This is a genomic window from Marichromatium sp. AB31 (assembly GCF_003718685.1).
Classification (GTDB): Bacteria; Pseudomonadota; Gammaproteobacteria; order Chromatiales; family Chromatiaceae; genus Marichromatium; species Marichromatium gracile.
In genome coordinates this window covers 49,916-70,686 of sequence record NZ_RHFI01000017.1, presented here as the reverse complement: position 1 = coordinate 70,686, position 20,771 = coordinate 49,916, and the positions used below count along the sequence as shown (strand labels likewise).

Genomic DNA, 20,771 nt, shown 5'->3' with positions numbered 1-20,771 from the left:
TCAGGTAGACGATGATGTAGGGCACGCCGACCTGACGGGAGAGCAGGATGTGCTCGCGGGTCTGGGGCATCGGGCCGTCAGCGGCCGACACCACCAGGATCGCGCCGTCCATCTGCGCCGCACCGGTAATCATGTTCTTCACGTAGTCGGCGTGGCCGGGGCAGTCGACGTGTGCGTAGTGACGCGCATCGGACTCGTACTCGACGTGCGCGGTGGCGATGGTGATACCACGCTCACGCTCTTCCGGGGCGTTGTCGATCTGGTCGTAGGCACGCGCCTCACCACCGAACTTGCGCGCCTGGTGCGTGGTGATCGCAGCCGTCAGCGTGGTCTTGCCGTGGTCGACGTGGCCAATGGTGCCAACGTTGACATGTGGCTTACTACGTTCGAATTTTTCTTTGGACATGAACGGCTCCCCGCATGTTTCAAATCGACCAGGCGCGCCTGGATGCGCGCAACCGTACCGAGAAATTGGAGCCCATGACCGGAATTGAACCGGTGACCTCACCCTTACCAAGGGTGTGCTCTACCATCTGAGCTACATGGGCAAAACTTGCTTTAAACGCGCTGCCAGCGCCTTAACTTCTTGGAGCGGGTGATGGGAATCGAACCCACATCATCAGCTTGGAAGGCTGAGGTTCTAGCCGTTGAACTACACCCGCAAGACTGGCGTACCAGCCTGCGACGCTCGCCTTCGACACAAGGCCGATCACCGCAGTGCCATGACTTGATCATGGCGCCCGCCAACTAGCGGGAAACTTGGTGGAGGGGGGAGGATTCGAACCTCCGAAGGCTGAGCCGTCAGATTTACAGTCTGATCCCTTTGACCGCTCGGGAACCCCTCCAAAAGAGCTGCTCATTCTAGGCGTCGATTCAGACCCTGTCAACACTCTCTTGAAACTTTTTAACTCCGTCCCTGACCGTTTCTTTAACGTCCCAGACACTGCGGACTGATACTATGCTCGCGACAACGCCAGCAACGACGGGCCCGAGAGACTGAAACGATCAAATTCTACGGCCAGGATCGGGGGTCAATCCCCATCGCCAGCACCGGAGTAGCCCCTTAAGATACTCTCACTTCACCCCCGTACGCAACCCGATTCATCCAACATCAATTCAGTCAGACTCGGAGATCTCCCGATGGAAGTAACGATTTTCGGCAGCGGCTATGTCGGCCTGGTCACCGGCGCATGTCTTGCCGAGGTGGGCAACGACGTCCTCTGCATCGACGTCGACCCGGACAAGATCGACCTGCTCAACAGCGGCGGGGTGCCGATCTACGAACCAGGACTCGACGAACTGATCCGCAACAATCGCGAGGCCGGACGACTGCGCTTCTCGACCGACGCCGAGGCCGGGGTCAAGCACGGGCTCTTCCAGTTCATCGCCGTCGGCACCCCGCCCGACGAGGACGGATCGGCCGACCTGCAGTACGTGCTCTCGGTGGCACGCACCATCGGTCAGCACATGGAGGGCTACCGCATCCTGGTCGACAAGTCGACCGTCCCCGTCGGCACCGCCGACAAGGTCGCCGAGACCGTCCGCGCCGCACTCGCCGAGCGCGACCAGAGCATCGACTTCGATGTCGTCTCCAACCCCGAGTTCCTCAAGGAAGGCGCGGCGATCGAGGACTTCATGCGTCCCGATCGGATCATCGTCGGCACCGACAACCCACGCACCGCCGAGCTGTTGCGTGCGCTCTACGCCCCCTTCAACCGCAACCGCGACCGACTGATGGTGATGGACGTGCGTTCGGCCGAGCTGACCAAGTACGCCGCCAACGCCATGCTGGCGACCAAGATCAGCTTCATGAACGAGCTCTCGAACATCGCCGAGATCGTCGGCGCCGACATCGAGAAGGTTCGTGTCGGCATCGGCTCGGACCCCCGCATCGGCTACCAGTTCATCTATCCCGGCTGCGGCTACGGCGGCTCCTGCTTCCCCAAGGACGTGCGCGCACTCGAGCGCACCGCGCGCGGCGTCGGCTATGACCCGCAGTTGCTGCAGGCGGTCGAGGCGGTCAACTTCCGCCAGAAGGAGCTGCTGTTCGACAAGCTCAAGGCGCAGTTCGACGGCGACCTCGCCGGGCGCACCATCGCGCTCTGGGGGCTGGCCTTCAAGCCCAACACCGATGACATGCGCGAGGCCTCGAGCCGGGTGCTGATGGAATCGCTGTGGGCGGCCGGCGCCAAGGTGCAGGCGTTCGACCCGGTGGCGATGGACGAGGCCCGCCGGATCTACGGCGAGCGCCCCGACCTGGTACTCGCCGAGGACGCCACCGCCGCACTGGCCGGTGCCGATGCGCTGGTGATCGTCACCGAGTGGACCCAGTTCCGCAGCCCCAACTTCCGCCTCATCCGCGACACCCTCGCCCGCCCGCTGCTGCTCGACGGGCGCAACATCCTCGATCCGCAGCAGGCCACCGCCGCCGGCCTGACCTATCTCTCGATCGGTCGCGCACCGGCCACCCCCGCCTGAGACATCCCGCCACGCGGTCGCGCACCGGCGCGACCGCGCCCTAGCCCACCGTCAGAAACGCCGACTCCAGGCGATCTCGATGTCGAGCTGCTGCATGTACAGGCTCCCGGTCTGGTCCTGGGTGATGCTCGGATTGGCGCCGTCGAGCTGCTCCTCCGGCATATAGGACACGGCCAGGGTGAAGCGGTCGCGGTCGCTCGCCTGATAGCTCGCCCCCAGCGTCAGGTGCCAGCGCACGGTCGCCGGGGTGAGGATGTTGAACAGGGCCATGGAGCCATCGGTGAAGTCGCTGTTGTAGCTCACCCCACCCATCAGACTGAGCCGCTCGTCGACGTCGTAGCGCACCCCGAACTTGAAGACATCCATGGTCTCCCAGCCGAACCCCACGCCATTGTCGCCACCGAGACAGTAGGAGGGCTTGGTGCCGGGCGCGAAACAGGCGGAGATGTCGCGCGCATTGGAGTTGGCGATGGCGTCGATGTCACCATAGAAGATGCGCTGGTAATCGAACGCCAGGGTCAGATCACGCCAGGGCCGGTAGCTCAGACCGAGATTGAGCATCGCCGGGATGTCGAATTCGCCACCGCCGGCGAACAGCCCCTCGTAGTCGTCGAAATCGGTCATGTAGATGCGGGTGCGATAGGAGGCGCCGAGCGCCAGGCGCTCGTTCACCTGCCCGTACCAGCCCAGGTGCAGACCGGCACCATAGGACCAATCCTCACCGTTGTTGGTCACCCGGTCCGGGGCGACCGAGGCGCCACGGAAGGGCTCCAGGCCCTCGGCCTCGAAGCGCTGGATGGCGAACACCGGCGCGATACCCAGCGCTTGACGGCCACCGGCGAATCGATAGGTATAGGGGATCTCGATGAACAACTGCTCGAGGCTGACACCGGTCGGCGTGGTCGCAGTGAAGTAGCCACCGGGGTTGGCATTGTTGCCCGCCGGCGGCGGCGGCACACTCGGGTCGGTCACCGGCTGCGGCGGGTTGGTCGGCAGGAACAGCAACCCGCCCGGACTGGCGATCTGGCCGGCGCCCGGAACCCCGGCGAGCTGATCCGGCGCAGCGGCAAAGTTCTCCCACACCGCACGATCGCGATACCGGGTGTTCATGCCGCCGTTGCCGAAGATGCTGACCCCGATGGTCGCTCGCTCACCGAGCGGGCGGTTGTAGCCGAAGCTCGGGATCAGGAACCAGTCGGCATCGCTGTCATAGTCACCCGGGGTGACGAAGGGACCGGTCGGGAACCCCGTCGCCGGATCGACGGCGAAGTCGGGGTTGGCCTCATAGCCACGCGGCGACGGATGAAAGAAGGCGACGCCGATATCGAACCCCTCGCCGACGAAGGCCATGCCGGCGGGATTGGTGGCCGCGGCCAGACCATCCTGGGGGAGCGCGGTGGCGACCCCCGCCATCGCCTTGGAGCGCGCACCCCAGCCGTGCGAGAAATACCCATTGGTCGCCGACGCGAGCGTCGGCAGGCCACCCAACACCACCGACGCCACCAGGGCGCCTCGAAACGCTGAACCCATGCACTGCCCCTCCGTTGCGTGATCAGAGACGAAGCACTCGACGAACCGGCGGACTGCACACCCTGTACAGCGATCGAGCCGTCCTGGCACACGCCGAGCTCGTCGGCATCAGCGCGACGACGACCGATCAAGGGGTTGGGAGGGAATCCTGCTGGAACGATTGCGTTTTGTCAAAGACCGGCAATCATCGGCATGAGCGAGGAGAGCGTTCGCCCAGGAGAGCGGGCGACACCACCGACGGAGACGACGGAGAAGGGATCAGCGCCCGGCGTGCAGACGGTTCATCACCTGCTGGAAGCGCCCCTGCAACAGATCATCGAGGGCACGCTCGGTCTCGAACAGGGCATCGTCGATCGCCTGGCGATCGCTTCCCGAGGGCCGACCGAGCACATAGCCGGTCACCAGCGAGCGATCACCGGGATGGTCGATGCCGATCCGCAGACGCCAGAAATCACGCCCACCCAGGGCCGAGATCGAGTCGCGCAGACCATTGTGCCCGGCATGCCCGCCCCCCTGCTTGAGCCGGACCGCGCCGACCGGCAGGTCGAGTTCGTCATGAGCGATCAGGATGCACTCGAGCGGGATGTCGAAATAGCGCGCCACCGCAGCCACCGAGCGACCACTGTGGTTCATGTAGGTCGAGGGCTTGAGCAGGCGCAGGTCGCGACCACCGATCACGCAGCGACAGAGTTCGCCATGAAAGCGGCTCTCCGGGCGGAAGTCGACGCCGGCAGACCTGGCGATGGAGTCGACGAACCAGAAACCGACGTTGTGACGTGTCGCCTCGTACTGGGCCCCGGGGTTGCCCAGACCGACGATCAGACGAATGCCATCATTCGACATCTATGCAGGTCATTCCGTACAGAGGGACAGATTCAGGCATCGGAGAGATGCCCGGAAAAGAACAGAGACGCCTTGCGGGCGTCTGCCCCGGCGGCACACCGCCGGGGCCTGGAGACCGATCAGGCCTCGGCGGAATCCTCGCCCTCGGACTCCTCATCGGCACCACCGCGCGGCGCCTGGATGGCGACCACCACCTCGTCACCTGCGGCGTGGGCCAGCTCGACACCGGCCGGCAGCTGCAGCTCGGAGAGGTGGAGGATGGCACCAACCTCCATCGCGACCATGTCGATCTCGATGTACTCGGGCAGATCCTGCGGCAGGCAGCTCACCTCGACCTCGGTCAGCGAACGCGAGACCAGACCACCGGCCTTGACGCCGACGCAGCTCTCCTCGTTGAGGAAGTGCAGCGGCACGCTCATGCGCAGCTTCTCACCCTGGGTGACGCGCTGGAAGTCGACGTGCAGGATGAAGGGCTTGGCGGGATGACGCTGCAGGTCCTTGAGCACCACCGAGGAGGTCTCGTCACCGACCTGAAGGGTCAGCACGTGGGAGTAGAAGGCCTCGTGCTCGAGGTGCTTGAGCAGCTCGTTGTGCGGCAGGGTGATCATCTGCGGCTCCTGGTGGCCACCGTAGACGATGGCAGGCACCTCGCCGGCGCGACGCAGGCGGCGGCTCGCACCCTTCCCCACGGTTTCGCGCGGCTGCGCAACGATGTTGAAATCGACGCTCATCAGCGTTCTCCAGATCTATCAAGGGACTCAATGAAATACGCCGGGGTCCCGCGACCAGGACCCCGGCGCTCGGTGGCCACATGCTTGCGGCCGGGTCGCGCGCCAAGAGGGAGCGGCACGCGACGCAAGGACTGACTCAGTCGACGAACAGCGAGCTGACCGATTCCTCGCTCGAGATCCGACGCATGGTCTCGGCGAGCAGCTCACCGATGCTGAGCTGGCGAATCTTCGGGCACTCGGCCGCCGCGCCCCGCAGCGGGATGGTATTGGTCACCACCAGCTCATCGAGCACCGAGTTGGTGATGTTGTCGACCGCCGGCCCGGAGAGCACCGGATGGGTGCAGTAGGCCGCAACCATCTTGGCGCCATGATTCTTCAGCGCCTCGGCCGCCCGACACAGGGTGCCGGCGGTGTCGACCAGGTCGTCGACGATCACGCAGGAGCGATCGCGCACATCACCGATGATGTTCATCACCTGGGCCTCGTTGGCACGCGGACGACGCTTGTCGATGATCGCCAGGTCGGCATCATCGAGGCGCTTGGCCACGGCACGCGCACGCACCACGCCGCCGACGTCGGGCGAGACCACCATCAGATCGTCGTGCTTCTGGCGCCAGATGTCGCCGAGCAGGATCGGCGAGGCGTAGACGTTATCGACAGGGATATCGAAGAAGCCCTGGATCTGGTCGGCGTGCAGATCGACGGTGAGTACGCGATCGGCGCCCACCTTGCCGATCATCTTGGCCACCATCCGCGCACTGATCGGCACCCGCGCCGAGCGCGGACGCCGATCCTGGCGGGCATAGCCGAAATAGGGGATCACTGCGGTGACGCGCTTGGCCGACGCCCAGCGCAGGGCATCGACCATCACCAGCAACTCCATCAGGTGGTCGTTGGTGGGGGCACAGGTCGGCTGGACGACGAAGACGTCACGCCCACGCACGTTTTCCTGGATCTCGGCCATCACCTCACCATCACTGAACTGGCCGACGACGGCCTTACCCAGCGGGAGATTGAGGCGACTTGCGATTTCAGCCGAAAGCTCCGGGTTGGCATTCCCGGAGAAGACCATCATATGGCTGGCGGGCACTGGCATCTTCCTGTCTGCGCGACTGCAGAGCTGATATGGCTGGGGCGCCAGGATTCGAACCTGGGGATGCCGGGATCAAAACCCGGTGCCTTAACCGCTTGGCCACGCCCCAAAAGATGAAAGACGATGTTCGGTTTGATACGACGAGACGCGCAGTCCCTTACGCTGGGCCATGCCGACTCGACAGTCGAGCGTCGATATCTGCGAGTCGATCGAGCAGCGGAGAGCGATTGCAGCCGCGTGCCACGAAGCCGTCGATTCCAGCGGGGCGTTGCTCCCAGGCCGCGAGTGCCTGATCGCGCCCGGCAAATGCCGCGAACACACAGGCCCCGGTCCCGGTGAGCCTGGCCTCACCCCATTGGGACAACCAATCAAGGGCATCGGCAACCGCTGGATACTCGTCGCGGACGACGGGGAGGCAATCGTTGACAACATCCCCGCCTGTAAAGTCCGCAAGTTTGATCGGTTTCGAGTCGCGTGTCAATCGCGGATGCGTGAACACGGCCTGAGTCGACACCGAGCAGCGCGGCACCAGCACCAGGAACCAGGGCTCGGGGAGTTCGACCGGGGTGAGCCGCTCGCCGACCCCCTCGCCCCAGGCCGCCTGACCACGCACGAACACCGGCACATCAGCCCCCAACGGCAGCGCCAGCCGAGCCAGTGCCTCGGTATCGAGCCCAGTCCCCCAGAGCACGTTCAGCGCCACCAGGGTGGTCGCCGCGTCCGAGCTGCCGCCACCGAGCCCACCGCCCATCGGCAACACCTTCTCACAGCGGATATCGACCCCGAGCGAACAGCCGCTCGCCGCCTGCAGCGCACGCGCGGCGCGCACCGTGAGATCGGCCTCGGCAGCGACCCCGGGCAGCTCGCCATCGCGTCGCACCTCACCGTCCTCACGTACCCGGAAACCCAGGCGGTCGCAGCGATCGACGAACTGGAACACCGTCTGCAGCTCGTGGTAGCCGTCGGCACGCCGCCCCACCACCCGCAGCATCAGGTTGAGCTTGGCCGGAGCGGGCCAGACACTCCAGGCATCGTTGTCGGTGACGGCTTCGTCGATCATGGTTGCGACTCTCTTGGCTGCAGTTGGTTGTCATCGTCGGAGACGGTGTGCGAGGAGCGATGACGCTCGATCACGTCCATCAGATAGGCGTGCCCCGGATGCGTCTCGAGCGCCGCCTCCCATACCGCCCAGGCATCGGCATGACGGCCCAGCGCCCACAACACCTCGCCGAGGTGCGCGGCGATCTCGCCGTCATCGAGCGCGGCCAGGGCGCGCTCGAGATAGTCGAGCGCGGTGTCATAGTCACCGAGCCGGTAGTGGACCCAGCCCATGCTGTCGAGGATCGCCGGCTCCTCGGGCTTGAGCGCATAAGCGCGCTCGATGTAGTCGCGCGCCTCGCGATAGCGCTCGGTGCGATCGGCCAGGGTATAGCCCAGGGCGTTGAGCGCATCGGCATGCTCGGGATCGGCGGCGATGATCCGACGCAGATCCCGCTCGGCGAGATCGAGACGGTCTCGTTCCACGGCATAGAGCGCGCGAGCATATAGCAGGTTCGGCTCGTCCGGGTAGACCTCGAGGGCCGCGGCATAGACCGTCATCGCCTGCTCGGGCCGATCGACCTCGGCAAGGATCTCGGCCTCGACCATATAGAGTGCAATGGCGTCCTCGGGGGTGCGATCACGCAGTCGCTGCAGGATCTCGCGGGCGCGCTCGAGATCCCCGCCGCGGGCCTCGATCAGGGCGATGCGGACCTGGGCATCGGTCTCGTTGGCATCGCCCACCCGGGCGTACCAGATGGCCGCCTGAGGGTCGCGCCCGGCGCGCTCCTCGGTCTGACCGAGATAGAAGGCGGCCTCGTCGCGTCGCTGCCCGGTGCCGTAGAGCCGCTCGAGATAACCGCGCGCGGAGTCGAGATCGTCGAGCTGCAAGGAGAGGATGCCGAGCGCGAACAGCACATCGGGCTGCTTGGGCTGATTGGCGAGCAGCCGCGCGAACACCTCGCGCGCGGTGCCGTATTCCTGATCGTCGACCAGCAGCTGACCGTAGAGCATGCGCAGCGCGGCATCGTCCGGGCTGTTGGCGACGAAGCCCTCGAGCAGGGTGCGCGCCTCCTCGCGCCGATCCTCCGAGAGCAGCAGACGGACCAGGAACAGCCGCGGCTTGTTCCAGTCCGGGCGCAGCGCCAGGGCGCGCCGCGCCGCCGCGTCGGCAAGTTCGAAGCGCCCGGCGCTGGCCGCCACCATCGCCAGCGACTGACGCGCCTCGGCGCTCTCGGGGAAGACATCGACCAGCGAGCGCATCAGCGCCAGACGGGTCTCCACGTCGGGGGCGCGGGCGACGATCGAGACCACCTGAGCATAGGCATCGGCGACCGCGTCGCCGGCCAGCTCGATGATCCGGCGCAGATGGTTCAGCGCCGCCCCCATGTCGCCGGCACGGATGCTCAGAAAGGCCGCGACCTGGTGGGCCGAGACCGCCTCCGGCGCAAGCGTCAGCCACAACCGGACCGCGCGCCAGGCGGCGGCGTCGGAGTCGGCGCTGATGGCGCTGCGCACCGCCAGCTCGGCCAGACGCGGGCTGCGCGTCAGCGTCGCCGCCTCCAAGTAATAGTGATGGGCCAGCGCCAGCTCGCCGCGCTGCGCCGCGACCTCGGCGGCGAGCACGGCGAACACCTGCTCGGCATCGGCGCCCGCGGCCGGTGCGGCGGCGAGCGCGCTGAACGGCCAAACCAGCGCCAACCCGAGCAGGCTGGCGGAAATCGGCTTGAGAGGCATCGAGGACATGGAGGCTTCCAGGCACTTGGCATCTGAATGTGGACTCTGCCGGCGCCGCGGTCGATAACCGGGTGCGGCGCTTGCGCGCGACGCCGACGGGGCACTATTGTGCATCACGATGCGCCAGCGGCGCGCAACCGGTGAGGGCCAACCGTGGCGCCCATCCCCCGACGGCCATAAACCGTCGAGACGACTGCGCCAGGTCAATCCGCATCCGTTTTTGCAACGCCTGAAGGGTGGACGGCATTGGTCCAGGGCGGCAAAAAGTTGCTACCATGTTGCTGCTTGCACCCATTGGATGCGCAGTCTATCGGTGGCAGGAACTCGGACGTAAGCCCTTTGAGATGATGCGACCGTGACGCCCCATGGGGCCGGGCCGGCGCCGGCAGCAACGACGGCAGCCCGACCTCTCCCATCGCTGAGCGAAATTCCAAGACAGATACCGATATGAAGCTGCTTGTTCTCGGACTCAACCACAAGACCGCCCCGGTCGACATCCGCGAACGGCTGGCGTTTGGTCCAGACATCATCGCCGGAGCCCTGCGTGACCTGACCGGATGCCAGGACGTGAGCGAGGGGGTGATCCTCTCCACCTGCAACCGTACCGAGCTCTACTGTGCCATCGAGGACGGCGCCGAGCTGTCCGTGCGTCACTGGCTCAGCCAGTTCCACGGCATCGAACTCGAGCGCATCGACCCCTTCATCTACGCCTATGCCGAACGCGACGCGGTCACCCACCTGCTGCGCGTCTCCAGCGGTCTCGACTCGCTGGTGCTCGGCGAGCCGCAGATCCTCGGGCAGGTCAAGAACGCCTACCAGACCGCCAAGGACTGCGGCGCCACCGGCAAGCTGCTCGGTCGGCTGTTCCAGCACACCTTCTCGGTGGCCAAGACGGTCCGTACCGAGACGGCGATCGGCAGCAACCCGGTCTCGGTCGCCTTCGCCGCGGTCAACCTCGCGCGCCAGATCTTCAGCGACCTGTCGCAGCAAACCGCGCTGCTGATCGGCGCCGGCGAGACCATCGAGCTGGCCGCCCGTCACCTGCACAACAACGGCATCGGCCGCATCATCGTCGCCAACCGCACCGTCGAGCGCGCGCACGAACTCGCCGCCCAGTTCGATGGCTTCGCCATCGCCCTGACCGAGATCGCCGGCCACCTCGCCGATGCCGACATCGTCATCGCCTCCACCGCCAGCCCGCTGCCGGTGCTCGGCAAGGGTACGGTCGAGCGCGCGCTCAAGAAGCGCAAGCACCGCCCGATGTTCATGGTCGACATCGCCGTGCCACGCGACATCGAACCCGAGATCGCCGACCTCAACGACGTCTATCTCTACACCATCGACGACCTCAAGGAGGTCATCGACGAGAACCTGCGCTCGCGTCAGGCCGCCGCCGAGCAGGCCGAGGAGATCATCGCCTTCCACACCGAGGAGTTCCTCGCCTGGTTGCGCTCGCTCGACGCCGCCGGTCTGATCCAGGACTACCGCCTCCGTGGCGAGGCGCTGCGCGACGAGGTGCTGGCCCGCGCGCTGCGTCAGCTCGACGCCGGCAAGCCCCCGGCCGAGATCGTCAAGTTCCTCGCCCACACCCTCACCAACAAGCTGCTGCATGCGCCCAGCTCGCGGCTGCGGCAGGCGGCGCGTGACGGTGATGCGGAGATCCTCGAGGCGGCCAACGAGCTGTTCCAACTCGACACCAACAACCGTACCGCCAATTCATGAACCCATCGATCCGGGGCAAGCTGGAGCGTATCTCGGATCGCTTCGACGAACTCATGGCGCTGCTCGCGGACGCCGAGACCCAGGCGGACACCAACCGCTTCCGGGACCTCAGCCGCGAGTATGCCCAGCTCGATCCGCTGATGGCCTGCTATCGGCGCTATCTCGAGGCCGAGGACGACATCGCCACGGCCCGCGAGATGCTCGCCGATGCCGAGATGGCCGCGCTCGCCCGCGAGGAGCTGGCCGAGGCCGAGGCGCGCTGCGCGGCACTCGAGCCCGAGCTCATCGCGCTGCTGATCCCGCCCGACCCCAACGACCGCTGCAACGCCTTCCTCGAGGTCCGCGCCGGCACCGGCGGGGCCGAGGCGGCGCTGTTCGCCGCCGACCTGATGCGCATGTACATGCGCTATGCCGAACTGCTCGGCTGGCGTGTCGAGCCGATCTCCGAGAGCGCCGGCGAGCTCGGCGGCTACAAGGAGGTGGTGCTGCGCATCAGCGGCAGCGGGGTGTTCTCGCGGTTGAAGTTCGAGCCGGGCGCGCACCGCGTGCAGCGCGTCCCCGAGACCGAGTCGCAGGGACGGGTGCACACCTCGGCCTGTACCGTCGCCGTGCTGCCCGAGGTCGAGGCGATCGACTCGATCGAGATCAACAGTGCCGATCTGCGCATCGACACCTATCGCGCCTCCGGCGCCGGTGGTCAGCACGTCAACAAGACCGACTCGGCGATCCGCATCACCCACCTGCCCAGCGGCATCGTGGTGGAGTGTCAGGAGGAGCGTTCGCAGCACAAGAACCGCGCGCGCGCCATGTCGCTGCTGCAGGCCCGGCTGCTCGCCGAGGCCCAGGCCAGCCAGACCTCGGAGCAGTCCGAGTCACGCCGCCTGCAGGTCGGTAGCGGAGACCGCTCCGAGCGTATCCGCACCTACAACTTCCCGCAGAACCGGGTCACCGACCACCGCATCAACCTCACCCTCTACAAGCTCGACGAGGTGATGGCCGGGGCGCTCGATCAGGTCATCGAGCCGCTGCTCACCGAATACCGGGGTGAGCAACTCGCCGCGATGATGAGCGGCGCCTGAGGGTGGCCCGAGCGCCCTCCCCCGCCACCTTCGCCGAGCAGCGCACCGACGAGACCCTGACCCGCGCCGCTGGCGCACTGGCTGCACTCGCCGGCGCGGCGGCCCGGCTCGAGGCCGAGCTGCTGCTCGAGCAGTGCAGCGGCTGGTCGCGCACCAGCCAGCGTGCCTGGCCCGAGCGCCCGCTCGATGCCGCCACCGCCACGGCCTTCGCCGCGCTGCTCGGACGTCGACTCGACGGCGAGCCGATCGCCTACATCCGCGGCACCCAGGCGTTCTGGACGCTCGAGCTCGACGTCACCCCGGACACCCTGATCCCGCGCCCGGAGACCGAACTGCTGGTCGAGACCGCGCTGGCGCGCGGCCCGGCGGGCACGGCCACCGTGCTCGACCTCGGCACCGGCAGCGGCGCGATCGCCCTGGCCCTAGCCAGCGAACGCCCGCGCTGGCGGATCACCGCCACCGACCGCAGCAGCGCGGCGCTCGCCGTGGCTCGCGCCAACCGCGACCGCCTGGGACTCGACGTCGACCTGGTCGCGGGCGACTGGCTCGGGGCCGTCGCCACCGGGAGCTGCGACCTGATCCTCAGCAACCCGCCCTATATCGACGGCGACGACCCCCATCTCGACCAGGGCGACCTGCGCTTCGAGCCCCCCGGCGCGCTGACCCCGGGTGCCGACGGGCTGGCGGCGATCCGCGCCATCCTCGCCGATACGCCGCGCTGTCTGCGTCCCGGCGGCTGGCTGATGGTCGAGCACGGCTGCGACCAGGGCGCTGCGGCGCGCGCGCTGTTCGGCGGCGCCGGGCTCGTCGAGGTCGCAACCCTAGACGACCTCGCCGGACTCGACCGGATCACGCTCGGGCGCCGCTGATCGCGGCGCAGGCTGACCCTCTTCCATCCCCAACCGCCGCGCCGCGGTCTCGCGCATCCACTGCTCGACCCGCGCGCTGAGCCGCTCGGGATCACCGTCGCCACAACCGATCGGCGCCCCGATGATCAGCCGGATACGCCCGGGGCGGCGCAGCAGCGAGCGCGCCGGCCAACAATGACCGGCATCGTGCACCATCGGCAGCACCCGCACCCCGGCCTTGCAGGCGAGCTTGGCACCACCGCCGTTGAACCGCCCGATCCGCCCCGGCGGCTGGCGCGTCCCCTCGGGATAGATCACCACGCTGATGCCCGCGCGCAGCCGCTCGCGCCCGACCCGGAGGATGGTCTTGAAGGCGTTGACCGGGCGGCCGCGATCGATCGCGATCGGCTTGAGCAGCGCCAGCCCCCAGCCGAAGAAGGGCACCCACAGCAGCTCGCGCTTGAGCACCGTGGCCTGCGGCGAGACCAGCAGCTGCAGATAGAAGGTCTCCCACTGGCTCTGGTGATTGGCCATCACCACCACCGCCTCGCCGGCGGGGATGTGCTCGCGCCCCTCGACGACGATCTCGATGCCGTTGAGCCGGCGCAGCAACCACATGGTGGCGCGCGACCACAGGTTGACGAAGCGATAGCGCTGCGCGAAATCCATCCAGGGCGCCAGCAGCAGCGAGATCAGGCTGTGGACGATCCCCATCAGGTTGTAGAGGACGAAGAACAGGAGGCTGCGCAGCCACACCCCCAGGTCGGCCTTGTCGTTGTACATCGGCAAATCCGCTCCCATCTCTCGGACAGCAGGTCTACGGCCGTCGCACCCGGCAGCACGCCCGGGATCAGGCCCTGCGCGCGCCGCCGACGCGACATCGTCACCCGTCGGAACAGGCGACACGCGGCCCGATTATAGCCACCGCCGCGACCGACCGGTCCGCCCGGGTTGATTCTTTCGCAACCACGACTAGCATTGGGCAGCCACTATGGACAGCGTCGACGTCGACCGTATCAAGGAGCGCGAGATCCCGTTCCAGGAGTTGCATCCGAACCCCGATCAGGCCGCGACCGCCGCGGCCTTCCTCGCCGAGGTCGAGGGCGTACTCGCCACCGAGGCGCTCTCGCCCTGTCTGCTGCGGGTACGCTACGACGTGCTCCAGCTCACCCTGCAGGAGATCGACGAGGCGCTCGGCGAGCTCGGGTTGCATCTCGACAACGGACTGCTCCCCAAGGTCAGGCGCGCGCTCTATCACTACACAGAGGAGACCCAGCGGGCCAATCTCGGCTACCCCAGGTGCAAGGGCAACTGTCTCAAGCAGGTCTTCGCCAAGCGCTACGCGCAGATCGAGCACGGCTGTCGCGACCAGCGGCCCGAGCACTGGCGCCGCTATCTCTGAGTCGCCACGACACCCGCCCGGGCCGGCCCGCAGCAGTACCATGAACCCGCATCCAGACCCACGCTACAGCCGCCAGATGCTGCTCCCCGGCTTCGGCGAGGACGGCCAGCGACGCCTGCGTCAGGCACGCGTGCTGCTGATCGGACTCGGCGGCCTCGGCTCGCCGATCGCCATGTATCTGGCCGCCGCCGGTGTCGGCGAGCTGCGCCTGGCCGACTTCGACGCCGTCGACCTCTCCAACCTGCACCGCCAGATCGTGCACGACAGCACCACCGTCGGCCGACCCAAGGTCGACTCGGCGATGACCCGGCTGGCGGCGCTCAACCCCGAGGTCGCGCTGGTGCCACTCAAGGGCAGCGCCACCGCCGCCCGGCTGCCCGAGCTGATCGCCGACGTCGATCTGGTGATCGACGCCTGCGACAACTTCGCCACCCGCTTCGCCATCAACGCCGCCTGCATGAGCGCCGGCATCCCCCTGGTCTCGGGCGCGGCGATCGGCACCGAGGGCCAGGTCAGCGCCTTCTCCGCTCGTCCCGGCGGCCCCTGCTACCAGTGTCTTTATCCACGCGAGGTCGGCGAGGAGGAGGGCTGCGCGGTGCGCGGCGTGCTCGGACCGGTGGTCGGCATCATCGGTGCCACCCAGGCCACCGAGGCGATCAAGATCCTCACCGGCATCGGTGAGCCGCTGTTCGGTCGGCTGCTGCTGCTCGATGCGCTGCGCATGCAGTGGCGCAGCCTGACCCTCCCCCCCGATCCCGACTGCCCGGTGTGCGGCGGGCACGGATGACCAGCAGGCCGCCTCGCGCGGCCCCGCAGCCGGAGACCCCTCAGATGCGATTCGCAGTCAGCCCCGACGAACTCCGCCGCGCCAAGGTGCCGCACGAGCTCTTTCTCACCAACCTGATCGGCAACCACATCCTGATGACGGTGGCCATCGGCGGCATCGCCGGCAGCTTCCCCTGGCTGCTGGCGCTGATCCCGACGATCTCCTTCGCCATCCTCGGCTTCATCCTGTGGCGGGCACGCCGCGCCCGCGGGCGCGACCCCTGGTACGTGATGTGTCACTGGCAGGTATGCGCGCGCCGCAGCCGGATCTTCCTGACCATGCTGACACTGCTGGTGGCGAGCGCGACCCTCGGCTGGGTCGGCTACACCTATGGCGGGATGATGAAGGAGGCGGTGTGGGCGCTGGTCGCCGGCACCGGCATCCTGCCGGTGATGGCGACCGTGCTGGTGCTGGTGATCGTCGAGTCCGACGCCCTCTACCACGCCCACGAGGCGCGGCTACCGGCCTGGGTGGTGGCGCGCCATCCCGCCCCGATCGCACAACAACGGATCGAGGGCGAGGCTCAACCGAGCGCGTAGTCGAGCACCAGCCCGACGAACACCGCCATGCCGAAGTAGTTGTTATTGAGGAAGGCGGCAAAGCAGGGGTCGGGCTCGCGCGCGCGGATCAGCCATTGCTGATAGAGGGCCAGCCCGGCGGCGGCGGCCAGCCCGAGCAGGTACCAGCCACCGCGCCCGGTGGCCATACCGACCCACAACAACAGCGCCAGCATGATGAGCTGCAACAGCCCGATGATGACACGGTCCCAGCGCCCGAACAGGATCGCGGTGGACTTGACCCCGATCTCGAGGTCGTCCTCGCGATCGACCATGGCGTACTGGGTGTCGTAGATCAGCGCCCAGATCAGGGTGGCGACGAACAGCACCCAGGCATAGAAGGGGATGGTCCCGGTCACCGCGGTGAAGGCCATCGGGATCGCCCAGCCGAAGGCGGCGCCGAGGAAGAGCTGCGGCAGATGGGTATAGCGCTTCATGAAGGGATAGAGCGCGGTCAGCGCCACCGCCACCACCGACAGCGCGATCGTCTGCCAGTTGAGCAGCAGCACCAGGCCGAAGGAGGCCAGACAGAGGACGATGAACACCCCCAGCGCCTCGCCTGCGCTCACCAGGCCGGTGGCCAGCGGGCGCTGGTTGGTGCGCCGCACATGACCGTCGAAGTCGCGATCGGCATAGTCGTTGATCGCGCACCCGGCCGAGCGCATCAGCACCACCCCGAGGACGAAAATGAGCACGATCGACCACGGCGGCTGCCCCGCGCCGGCGAACCACAGCGCCCAGAGCGCAGGCCACATCAGCAGCAGACTGCCGATCGGCCGATTGAACCGCACCAGCAGCATGTATCCATGCAGCCGCTCACGCCAGAAGGCGGGACGCAGCGCCTTGGCTGTTACCTCTTGAAGACTCATATCGCAGGTCGACTCTCACCTGATTCGTGACATTGGCGACGATGCCCCCGTCGGTACGACAGAGGACGGGACGGTCGGCAGGGGTCGCGACGAGGCGGCCACGGGAGACGGGCCCCGGCATCGTCCGCAGGTGGAGCGATTATCGCACAGCCGCGCCGGGGGCGATCGATGCGGCTCAGGCGCGACCGTAGTCGACGCGATCCCCGAGCCAGCGACGCACCAGCGGCTCGAACAGCCCGCGATGGCTGCTCAACACCAGGTCGGCGGCCTGCTGGGCGGCGGGCAGCAGCTGCTGGTCGCGCAACGGGTCGGCGATACGGAACTGCACCGCACCGGTCTGGCGGGTGCCCAGCACCTCGCCGGCACCGCGCAGCGCCAGATCACGCTCGGCGATCTCAAAGCCGCTGTTGGTGGCGCGCAGGATCCCCAGGCGCTCGCGCGCCACCGCCGAGAGCGGCGCACGATAGAGCAGCAGGCAGTGGCTCTCGACCGCGCCGCGCCCGACCCGGCCACGCAGCTGATGGAGCTGGGCGAGCCCCAGGCGCTCGGGGTTCTCGATGATCATCAGACTGGCGTTGGGCACGTCGACCCCGACCTCGATCACCGTGGTCGCCACCAGCAGGTCGAGTTCGCCCGCGGCGAAGGCGGCCATCACCGCCTCGCGCTCGGCGCCACGGATGCGCCCGTGCACCAGCCCCACGCGCAGCCCGCTGAGGCGCTCGGCGAGCTGACGCGCGGTCTCCTCGGCGGCCTGGCACTCGAGCACCTCCGACTCCTCGATCAGGGTGCAGACCCAGTAGGCCTGACGCCCCTGGGCACAGGCCTCGCGCACTCGCTCGATCACCTCGTCGCGGCGGGCATCGGGCACCGCCGCCGTGGTGATCGCCTGGCGCCCCGGCGGCAGGGCGTCGATCACCGAGAGATCGAGGTCGGCGTACATGGTCATCGCCAGCGAGCGCGGGATCGGCGTGGCGGTCATGATCAGCTGGTGGGCCAGCGCCCCCTCGCCCCCGCCCTTCTCGCGCAACCGCATGCGCTGGTGGACACCGAAGCGGTGCTGCTCGTCGATGATCACCAGCCCGAGCTCGGCGAAACGCACCTCGTCCTGGAACAGCGCATGGGTGCCGACCACCAGTCGCGCCTCGCCCGAGGCGATGCGCGCCAGCAGCTCGGCGCGCTCGCGCCCCTTGTGACGACCGGTCAGCCACAACGTGGTGATGCCGAGCTCGTCGAGCCAGCCCCCGAGGGTACGGTGGTGCTGCTCGGCGAGCAGCTCGGTGGGGGCCATCAGCACCGCCTGATGTCCGCACTCGATCGCCTGCAGCGCGGCGAGCGCGGCGACCACCGTCTTGCCGGCGCCGACATCGCCCTGCAACAGCCGATGCATCGGTCGCGGCAGCGCGAGATCGGCGGCGATCTCGCCGACCACCCGTTCCTGCGCCGGGGTCAGCGAGAACGGCAGGCGCGCACGCAACCGCGCGCGCAGCGCACCGTCACCGGCGAGCGGCGGTGCGACCTGCGTCCCCTGAGTCTCGCGCAACTGACGCAGACTCGCCTGGTGCGCCACCAGCTCCTCGAAGGCCAGGCGCTGGAAGCTCGGGTGACGGCGCTCGACCAGCGCCTCCAGGGTCGCCTCGGGCGGCGGGCGATGGAGATAGCGCAGCGCCTCGCTCAAGGTCGGCAGACCCAGAGGGTCGAGCACGCTGGCAGGCAGGCACTCGGCCGGGGCGCGGGTCTCGAGCAGCGCCAGGGCCTGCTCGGTGAGTCCGCGCAGCGACGCCTGGTTCAACCCCTCGGTGGCGGGGTAGACGGGGGTCAGTCCGGGCTCGAGCCCCTCCTGCCCGGCGCCCTGGATGCGATACTCCGGGTGCACCATCTCGAGGCCGCGCGGTCCTTGACGGACCTCGCCATAGCACGACAGCCGTACCCCCGGGCGCAACGCCGAGACCTGTTGACTGCCGAAGTGGAAGAAACGCAGCATCAGCGCACCGAGTCCACCGTCGGTGAGCCACACCTTGAGCGAGCGGCGCCGCCCGAGAGCGATCCCGGCCTCGCCGATCTCGGCCTCGACCAGTGCCTCCTGGCCGACCCGCAGCTCGGCGAGCGGCACCGCGCGACTGCGATCCTGATAGCGGGTCGGCAGGTGCAGCAACAGGTCCTGGACGCTGTGGATACCGAGCCGGGTCAGGCGCTCGGCCACCCGGGGCCCGACACGGTGCAACCGCTCGACCGGGATCTGGTCGAGCGCCTCGGTGTCGTCAGGCTTGTGATCTGGTACGGTTTGAATCAAGGCGCTGCTGTCTGCTCTAATCGCCGCGCGGGCCCCGTACATGGCGCCCGTCGCTGTACGGCGCCGCGACCCCACCTTCGTCACTGGACCCGGAGACCAGCAGCCCCTCGCCGATGATCGAACAACACCGCCTCAGCATCGCGACCCGGGGTCGCGGCACCTACGAGATCACCGACGCGGTTCAGCAACGGGTGTGCCAGAGCGCCATCGTTACTGGACTTTGCCACGTCTTCGTGCATCACACCAGTGCCTCGCTACTGCAGTGCGAGAACGCCGACCCCTCGGTCCGGCACGATCTGGAGCACTTCCTCGCCCGGCTCGCCCCCGACGGCGACCCGGTCTATACCCATGCCGCCGAGGGCCCGGACGACATGCCGGCGCACCTGCGCGCCATCCTCACCAAGATGGACCTGACCCTCCCGATCAGCGACGGACGCTGCGCGCTCGGCACCTGGCAGGGGGTCTATCTCTACGAGCACCGCACCGGCGCACAGCGGCGCCGACTCACCCTCACCCTCAACGGGGTCTGAGACGCGCTCAACGCCCGGCCAGGGCCGCGCCGTGACGGGCACGGACGGCCGCGGCGAGCTGGTGCACCGCCATGGCGTAATAGGTACTGCGGTTGTAGCGGGTGATCACCCCGAAGTTCTCGAACCCCACCCAGTACTCGGTGCCACCGCGCGCATCAAGCGCCAGCAGGCTCAGCCGCCCCCGTCCCGGCACGCCGTCGAGATCGACCCCGTGGGCACGCAGCGCGGCGCGGCTGTGGGCGCTGGTGAAGCCGGTCTTGAGCGCGCCGATCCCCTGCCCCGCGCTCACCCGCACGCGCATCGTCACCGGCGCGCCGGCGCGCCAGCCGTGGGCCTTGAAATAGTGGGCGACGCTGCCGATGGCGTCGGTCGGGTCCCAGAGATCGCGCACGCCGTCGTCGTCGAAGTCGACCGCGTAACGCTGGAAGCTGGTGGGCATGAACTGTCCCAGCCCCATGGCACCGGCATAGGAGCCTTGCGGCTTGCGCGGATCGACCCCGGACTCGCGCGCCATCAGCAGGAAGGCCTCGAGTTCGCCGGTGAAGTAGTCGGCGCGGCGCGGATAGGCGAAGGCGAGCGTGGCCAGGGCATCGAGGGTGCGGGTGGTACCGACATAGCCGCCGTAGCGTGTCTCGACCCCGAGGATGGCGACGATGTACTCGGGCGGCACGCCGTAGCGCGCCCCGGCACGCTCCAGGGTGGCGGCGTGGGCGCGCCAGAAGCGCACGCCGCCGGCGATGTTGTCGGCGGTGACGAACTTGCCGCGATAGCGCGTCCAGGCCCCGTTCGGCGCCCGCTTGGCGCGCGGCGCCTGACGGTCCATCAGCTCGATGATCCACTGCTCGCGGCGCGCCTCGGAGAGCAGCCCGGCGAGCACCTCGGGGGCGAAGTCGTGCTCCCGCGCCATGCGTGCGACGAAACGCGCGGCCGCGTCGCTGGCGGCGAAGTCGCCGCGCACCTCGGCGTCGGCCGCCACCGGCAGGACACCGCTGGAGAAGGGGTCGAGGGCGACGCGCTGCTGGGCACTGGCGCTGCAGCCGGCGACCAGGACCGGCACGCAGAGGGCGAGGACGAAGGCGATGCGATGCATGGCAGACCCGGTTGATGGCTGAGGTTGAAGGAAGGGAATGGAGTGGCGACCGATCGCGCCGCGGGCGCTACCGCCAATGGTATGCCAGGATCGCGCGAATACCATTCG

At 68.0% G+C, this 20,771-nt stretch carries 19 protein-coding genes and 4 tRNA genes; 8 read left to right on the top strand and 15 right to left on the bottom strand.

All coding sequences use genetic code 11. From position 1 onward, the window contains the following. The 4 genes from EBL84_RS12590 to EBL84_RS12575 form a co-directional block, all read right to left on the bottom strand. The coding region (locus EBL84_RS12590; protein WP_123141132.1) for a GTP-binding protein at positions 1-406 on the bottom strand (406 nt) is incomplete at its 3' end. A gap of 66 nt (positions 407-472) precedes the next feature. After that, positions 473-548 (bottom strand) — tRNA-Thr (locus tag EBL84_RS12585). Between the two features lie 39 nt (positions 549-587). After that, a tRNA-Gly gene (locus EBL84_RS12580) sits at positions 588-662 on the bottom strand. Positions 663-760: 98 nt separating this feature from the next. Then, a tRNA-Tyr gene (locus EBL84_RS12575) sits at positions 761-845 on the bottom strand. A 295-nt stretch (positions 846-1,140) separates the two neighbouring features. Between EBL84_RS12575 and EBL84_RS12570 the strand changes: the two genes are divergently transcribed. Then, entirely contained in the window at positions 1,141-2,478 is a 1,338-nt protein-coding gene (locus tag EBL84_RS12570) for a UDP-glucose/GDP-mannose dehydrogenase family protein (protein WP_123141131.1), read from the top strand. A 51-nt stretch (positions 2,479-2,529) separates the two neighbouring features. On the opposite strand, the gene EBL84_RS12565 is transcribed toward EBL84_RS12570, so the two are convergent. The 7 genes from EBL84_RS12565 to EBL84_RS12535 all read right to left on the bottom strand — a co-directional run bounded on the left by EBL84_RS12565 (position 2,530) and on the right by EBL84_RS12535 (position 9,459). Further along, complete coding sequence (locus EBL84_RS12565) at positions 2,530-4,008, bottom strand: OmpP1/FadL family transporter (RefSeq protein WP_123141130.1); 1,479 nt, start codon at positions 4,006-4,008, stop codon at positions 2,530-2,532. A 258-nt stretch (positions 4,009-4,266) separates the two neighbouring features. After that, a complete protein-coding gene (pth, locus tag EBL84_RS12560; protein ID WP_123141129.1) occupies positions 4,267-4,851 on the bottom strand; it encodes an aminoacyl-tRNA hydrolase in 585 nt (194 codons plus the stop codon). 119 nt (positions 4,852-4,970) lie between these two features. Further along, the gene (locus EBL84_RS12555; RefSeq protein WP_123141128.1) at positions 4,971-5,582 is read right to left on the bottom strand and encodes a 50S ribosomal protein L25/general stress protein Ctc; all 612 of its coding nucleotides are present in this window, start codon (positions 5,580-5,582) and stop codon (positions 4,971-4,973) included. A gap of 136 nt (positions 5,583-5,718) precedes the next feature. Further along, on the bottom strand, positions 5,719-6,672 hold the full coding sequence (locus EBL84_RS12550) for a ribose-phosphate diphosphokinase (protein WP_123141127.1): 954 nt from the start codon (positions 6,670-6,672) through the stop codon (positions 5,719-5,721). Between the two features lie 36 nt (positions 6,673-6,708). Further along, positions 6,709-6,784: transfer RNA gene (locus tag EBL84_RS12545), tRNA-Gln, on the bottom strand. Between the two features lie 48 nt (positions 6,785-6,832). Next, the gene (ispE, locus tag EBL84_RS12540) at positions 6,833-7,735 is read right to left on the bottom strand and encodes a 4-(cytidine 5'-diphospho)-2-C-methyl-D-erythritol kinase (protein ID WP_123141126.1); all 903 of its coding nucleotides are present in this window, start codon (positions 7,733-7,735) and stop codon (positions 6,833-6,835) included. Then, the gene (locus EBL84_RS12535; RefSeq protein WP_123141125.1) at positions 7,732-9,459 is read right to left on the bottom strand and encodes a lipopolysaccharide assembly protein LapB; all 1,728 of its coding nucleotides are present in this window, start codon (positions 9,457-9,459) and stop codon (positions 7,732-7,734) included. The genes ispE and EBL84_RS12535 overlap by 4 nt, the downstream gene beginning before the upstream one ends. A gap of 438 nt (positions 9,460-9,897) precedes the next feature. Here EBL84_RS12535 and hemA point away from each other — a divergent pair, with 438 nt between their 5' ends. Genes hemA through prmC form a run of 3 tightly spaced genes read left to right on the top strand, consistent with a single transcriptional unit; the run spans position 9,898 to position 13,120 of the window. Next, the gene (gene hemA / locus EBL84_RS12530; protein ID WP_062275454.1) at positions 9,898-11,172 is read left to right on the top strand and encodes a glutamyl-tRNA reductase; all 1,275 of its coding nucleotides are present in this window, start codon (positions 9,898-9,900) and stop codon (positions 11,170-11,172) included. Beyond that, positions 11,169-12,251 carry a peptide chain release factor 1 gene (gene prfA, locus EBL84_RS12525; RefSeq protein WP_123141124.1) on the top strand — a complete coding sequence of 361 codons (1,083 nt, stop codon included), beginning with the start codon at positions 11,169-11,171 and terminating at the stop codon, positions 12,249-12,251. Before hemA ends, prfA begins: the two co-directional genes overlap by 4 nt. A 2-nt stretch (positions 12,252-12,253) precedes the next feature. Next, positions 12,254-13,120: a peptide chain release factor N(5)-glutamine methyltransferase gene (gene prmC, locus EBL84_RS12520; RefSeq protein WP_200189272.1), complete on the top strand. Its 867-nt coding sequence runs from the start codon at positions 12,254-12,256 to the stop codon at positions 13,118-13,120. Here prmC and EBL84_RS12515 read toward each other — a convergent pair. Further along, positions 13,073-13,882: a 1-acyl-sn-glycerol-3-phosphate acyltransferase gene (locus tag EBL84_RS12515; RefSeq protein ID WP_123141123.1), complete on the bottom strand. Its 810-nt coding sequence runs from the start codon at positions 13,880-13,882 to the stop codon at positions 13,073-13,075. The genes prmC and EBL84_RS12515 overlap by 48 nt on opposite strands. Positions 13,883-14,090: 208 nt before the next feature. Between EBL84_RS12515 and EBL84_RS12510 the strand changes: the two genes are divergently transcribed. Genes EBL84_RS12510 through EBL84_RS12500 form a run of 3 tightly spaced genes read left to right on the top strand, consistent with a single transcriptional unit; the run spans position 14,091 to position 15,866 of the window. Beyond that, positions 14,091-14,501 carry a hypothetical protein gene (locus EBL84_RS12510; protein WP_123141122.1) on the top strand — a complete coding sequence of 137 codons (411 nt, stop codon included), beginning with the start codon at positions 14,091-14,093 and terminating at the stop codon, positions 14,499-14,501. 40 nt (positions 14,502-14,541) lie between these two features. After that, on the top strand, positions 14,542-15,288 hold the full coding sequence (locus tag EBL84_RS12505; RefSeq protein ID WP_123141121.1) for a molybdopterin-synthase adenylyltransferase MoeB: 747 nt from the start codon (positions 14,542-14,544) through the stop codon (positions 15,286-15,288). A gap of 44 nt (positions 15,289-15,332) precedes the next feature. Beyond that, the gene (locus tag EBL84_RS12500) at positions 15,333-15,866 is read left to right on the top strand and encodes a hypothetical protein (RefSeq protein WP_123141120.1); all 534 of its coding nucleotides are present in this window, start codon (positions 15,333-15,335) and stop codon (positions 15,864-15,866) included. On the opposite strand, the gene ubiA is transcribed toward EBL84_RS12500, so the two are convergent. Further along, complete coding sequence (ubiA, locus tag EBL84_RS12495; protein WP_123141119.1) at positions 15,851-16,753, bottom strand: 4-hydroxybenzoate octaprenyltransferase; 903 nt, start codon at positions 16,751-16,753, stop codon at positions 15,851-15,853. The genes EBL84_RS12500 and ubiA overlap by 16 nt on opposite strands. A 175-nt stretch (positions 16,754-16,928) precedes the next feature. Further along, positions 16,929-19,085 carry an ATP-dependent DNA helicase RecG gene (gene recG, locus EBL84_RS12490; protein ID WP_223807012.1) on the bottom strand — a complete coding sequence of 719 codons (2,157 nt, stop codon included), beginning with the start codon at positions 19,083-19,085 and terminating at the stop codon, positions 16,929-16,931. Between the two features lie 71 nt (positions 19,086-19,156). On the opposite strand from recG, the gene EBL84_RS12485 reads away from it, so the two are divergent. Further along, the gene (locus EBL84_RS12485; RefSeq protein WP_123141117.1) at positions 19,157-19,573 is read left to right on the top strand and encodes a secondary thiamine-phosphate synthase enzyme YjbQ; all 417 of its coding nucleotides are present in this window, start codon (positions 19,157-19,159) and stop codon (positions 19,571-19,573) included. 7 nt (positions 19,574-19,580) lie between these two features. Here EBL84_RS12485 and mltB read toward each other — a convergent pair whose 3' ends face one another. Next, positions 19,581-20,663 (bottom strand): lytic murein transglycosylase B, encoded by a 1,083-nt coding sequence (gene mltB, locus EBL84_RS12480; protein WP_123141116.1) that lies wholly within the window; start codon positions 20,661-20,663, stop codon positions 19,581-19,583. Positions 20,664-20,771: the final 108 nt, after the last annotated feature.